Raw genomic sequence first — 3,608 nt, forward strand, 5'->3', positions numbered from 1 at the left:
GCCTGCGCCGCACGACCCACGCGTCGCCGAACGCTTCGAGCTCTATGCCTGCGGCGTCGAACTCGCCAATTGCTTCGGCGAACTGACCGATCCCGTTGAACAGCGCGTCCGTTTCGAGGCCGAGATGGCCGAGAAGGCCCGGATCTATGGCGAGGCCTATCCCATCGACGAGGACTTCCTGGCCGCGCTCGAGATCATGCCGGCGGCGAGCGGCGGCGCCCTCGGCTTCGACCGCCTGGTGATGCTGGCGACCGGCGCGCAGCACATCGAGCAGGTCGTCTGGACGCCGGTTCCGGAGTAGTCATTCCCCCGCAGGGCGGCGGAGAAGACTTCGCCTGCCGATTCCCTCGTCATGGCCGCGCCTCGAAGACCTACGCTGGGGGAGCAACTTGCTGGGGCCGCCCCCATCGGCCATATCCGGCCCGTGACCGCCCCGCGCACCCTTCGCCGCCTGACCGACCTCACCGACGCAGGCCTCGTCGCGCGCGAGCGACTGCCGGGGCTGGAACGCGTGGCCGCGCGCTACGCCGTCGCCGTCACGCCGGCGATGGCCGATCTGATCGACGCCGCCGACCCCGACGACCCGATCGCCCGCCAGTTCGTACCGTCCGAAGCCGAACTCGACCTGCGCCCGGAGGAGAGCGCCGATCCGATCGGCGACGACGCCCACAGCCCGGTCGAGGGCATCGTCCACCGCTATCCGGACCGGGTGCTGCTGAAGGTGAACCACAACTGCGCGGTCTATTGCCGGTTCTGCTTCCGCCGCGAGATGGTCGGTCCGGAGGGATTGCGCCCGCTGTCGCCGGAGGCGCTGGACGCCGCCCTGGCCTATGTCGCCGAGCGGCCAAAAATCTGGGAGGTGATCGTCACCGGCGGCGATCCCTTCGTCCTGTCGCCGCGCCGCCTGTCCGACCTGATGTCCCGTCTGGCGGCCGTGCCCCACGTCAAGGTCGTCCGCTTCCATACCCGGGTGCCGGTGGTCGAACCCGAAACCGTCACCGATGAACTGGTCGCGGCCCTGAAATGCCCGGGCAAGGCGGTCTACGTCGCCCTGCACGCCAACCATGCCCGCGAACTGACGGACGCCGCCCGCGCCGCCTGCGCGCGGCTGGTGGACGCTGGCACGCCCATGCTCGGCCAGACGGTGCTGCTGAGGGGCGTGAATGACGATCCGGAGAGCCTGGAAGCGCTGATGCGGGCCCTCGTCGAGGCGCGGGTGAAGCCGTACTACCTGCATCACGGCGACCTCGCCCCCGGCACCTCCCACCTGCGGACCAGCCTCGCCGAAGGCCAGGCGCTGATGCGCGACCTGCGGGGCCGGGTGTCGGGCCTTTGCCAGCCGACCTATGTCCTCGACATCCCGGGCGGCCACGGCAAGGTTCCGGTGGGCCCGACCTATCTCGGTGACGACGAGGTCGAGGACCCGACCGGCGCCCGCCACACCTATCCGCCGAGGGACGCCTGATGGCCTGGACGCGCCGCTACGACGAGGCCGAGCCACAGCGGATCAACAAGTGGCTGGGCCAGAGCGGCGTCTGCTCGCGCCGGGAGGCCGAGGGCCTGATCGCTCAGGGTCTCGTCTCCATCGATGGCGAGGTGGTGACCGACGCCGGCCGCAAGATCCTGCCGGGCCAGACCCTGACCCTGGCGGACGCCGGCGGCTCGGGTCCGATGAGCGTGGTGCTGCACAAGCCGATGGGCGTCGTCTCCGCCCAGCCGGAGGCCGGCCAGACGCCCGCCGTCCGCCTGTTGACCGCCAAGGCGCTCGTCGGCGAGGCGCCGGAAATCCCCGACCGCGACACTCGCCTGGCGCCTCTCGGCCGCCTCGACATGGACAGCCGGGGCCTGCTGATCCTCTCGGAAGACGGGGTGCTCGCCAAGGCGATCATCGGCCCCGAGTCCGACCTCGACAAAGAGTACCTGGTCCGCGTCACCGGCAAGATCACGCCGGACAAGATCCGTCTGCTGTGCCACGGCCTCAAGATGGACGGCCGCGAGCTGAAGCCGGCCAAGGTCAGCGTCGTCGAGGGGCAGCAGCTCCGCTTCATCCTCAAGGAAGGCCGCAACCGCCAGATCCGCCGGATGTGCGAGCTGGTCGGCATGCATGTCATGGACCTCGTCCGCATCCGCATCGGCCCCCTGCACCTCGGCGACCTCGAGGAGGGTCGCTGGCGGGTGCTGACGGCGGCGGAGCGCGAGACGCTCATCGCGGCGTCTACTCCGAAAGGGTGACGTAGAGCTCGCTCTCGATCACCCATTGGCCCGTCACCCGCCGCCAGCTGGCCATATAGCGGCCGCTCATCTCGCCGCTCTTCCAGTGCGCCACCCATCGGCCGGTTTCGGACGCCCGGTCGCCGGCCGCGTCCACCTCCACCTCGTCCGGCGTGCGCACGTAGGTCGTGAAGTCGGGATCGGCGAACTGGGCGGCGAAGGCCCGGACGATCTGGTCGGCGCCGAGGATCAGCGCGCCGTCGCCGGCGATCAGCCGCGCGTCGTGGACGAAGAACGGCCGTAGCCGCGCCGCCTCGTGAGCCGCTATAAGCTTGTTGGTCAGCCGCCGGCGTGCGCGGATGGCGTCGCCGGGCGTCGTCACAGCCGTCAGGCCGGCTCCGCCGCCAGGCGCTTGTCTAGGTAGGCTCCGACGCGCGTCTCGACCTCAGGCAGGCTTTCGACCCAGAAGTGGCTGGAGCCCTCGACCACGTCGTAGTCGATGACGATGCCCTTCTGGGTGCGCAGCTTGGAGACCACGCGCTCGACCTCGACCGGCGGCACCACGGTGTCCGCGCCGCCGTGCAGGATCAGGCCGGAGGCCGGGCAGGGGGCCAGGAACGAGAAGTCGTAGGCGTTGGTCGGCGGCGACACCGAGATGAAGCCGTCGGTCTCCGGGCGACGCATCAGCAGCTGCATGCCGACCCAGGCGCCGAACGAATAGCCGGCGACCCAGCACTGCGAGGCGGCCGGGTTCGTGGACTGCAGCCAGTCCAGCGCCGTCGCCGCGTCGGCGAGCTCGCCGATGCCGCTGTCGAATTCGCCCTGGCTCCGGCCGACGCCGCGGAAGTTGAAGCGCAGCACCGAGAAGCCGCGCTTCATGAACAGGTGGAAGAGCTGGACCGTCACCGGGTTGTTCATCTGGCCGCCCGCCTTGGGGTGCGGGTGCAGGATCAGGGCGACGGGAGCCGTCTCGCTCTTGCCCTGGGTGTAGCGGCCTTCGATCCGCCCGGCCGCGCCGGTCAGAACCACCTCTGGCATCGAAATCCTCTTCCCGGTCCAGAATACTTGACTGCTGCGCTGGGTCTTCCTAAGTCCCGCCCAACCGGCCGAACCGGGCACGAGCCCGCGCGCAAGGCGGCGGCTTGTAGCACAGGCGAGCCGGGATGCGCGCGAAAACTGCACGGGGTCAAAGCCATGCGCCTCTCCACCAAAGGTCGCTATGCCGTAATGGCGATGGCCGACCTCGCGCGCCGCGAAGGTGAAGCCGGTCGCGCCGTGGCCCTGGCCGATATCGCCGAGCGCCAGGAAATCTCGCTTTCGTACCTCGAACAGCTGTTCGCCCGCCTGCGCCGCAAGGGCCTGGTGCGCAGCGCCCGCGGGCCCGGCGGCGGCTATCG

6 protein-coding genes are annotated in these 3,608 nt (G+C 70.2%); 4 read left to right on the forward strand and 2 right to left on the reverse strand.

What is annotated here, in order from left to right; translation table 11 throughout:
• From ACILRF_RS15385 to ACILRF_RS15395, 3 genes are all read left to right on the forward strand, one after another.
• Window positions 1-301 (forward strand): amino acid--tRNA ligase-related protein (locus ACILRF_RS15385; protein ID WP_395674436.1); only part of this gene is annotated, 301 nt, incomplete at its 5' end.
• 123 nt (window positions 302-424) lie between these two features.
• A complete protein-coding gene (locus ACILRF_RS15390; protein WP_395674438.1) occupies window positions 425-1,465 on the forward strand; it encodes a lysine-2,3-aminomutase-like protein in 1,041 nt (346 codons plus the stop codon).
• Entirely contained in the window at window positions 1,465-2,232 is a 768-nt protein-coding gene (locus ACILRF_RS15395; RefSeq protein WP_395674440.1) for a pseudouridine synthase, read from the forward strand. Before ACILRF_RS15390 ends, ACILRF_RS15395 begins: the two co-directional genes overlap by 1 nt.
• On the opposite strand, the gene ACILRF_RS15400 is transcribed toward ACILRF_RS15395, so the two are convergent.
• Window positions 2,216-2,593, reverse strand: a complete 378-nt coding sequence (locus ACILRF_RS15400) for a YybH family protein (RefSeq protein WP_395674442.1) — start codon at window positions 2,591-2,593, stop codon at window positions 2,216-2,218. The two genes, ACILRF_RS15395 and ACILRF_RS15400, sit on opposite strands and share 17 nt — an antisense overlap.
• A gap of 5 nt (window positions 2,594-2,598) precedes the next feature.
• Window positions 2,599-3,249 (reverse strand): alpha/beta hydrolase, encoded by a 651-nt coding sequence (locus ACILRF_RS15405; RefSeq protein WP_395674444.1) that lies wholly within the window; start codon window positions 3,247-3,249, stop codon window positions 2,599-2,601.
• Between the two features lie 156 nt (window positions 3,250-3,405).
• Here ACILRF_RS15405 and ACILRF_RS15410 point away from each other — a divergent pair.
• A partial coding sequence (locus tag ACILRF_RS15410; protein ID WP_395674446.1) for an Rrf2 family transcriptional regulator occupies window positions 3,406-3,608 on the forward strand: 203 nt, incomplete at its 3' end.

It is taken from the genome of Phenylobacterium sp. (assembly GCF_044236515.1).
In the GTDB taxonomy this organism is placed as follows: Bacteria; Pseudomonadota; Alphaproteobacteria; order Caulobacterales; family Caulobacteraceae; genus Phenylobacterium.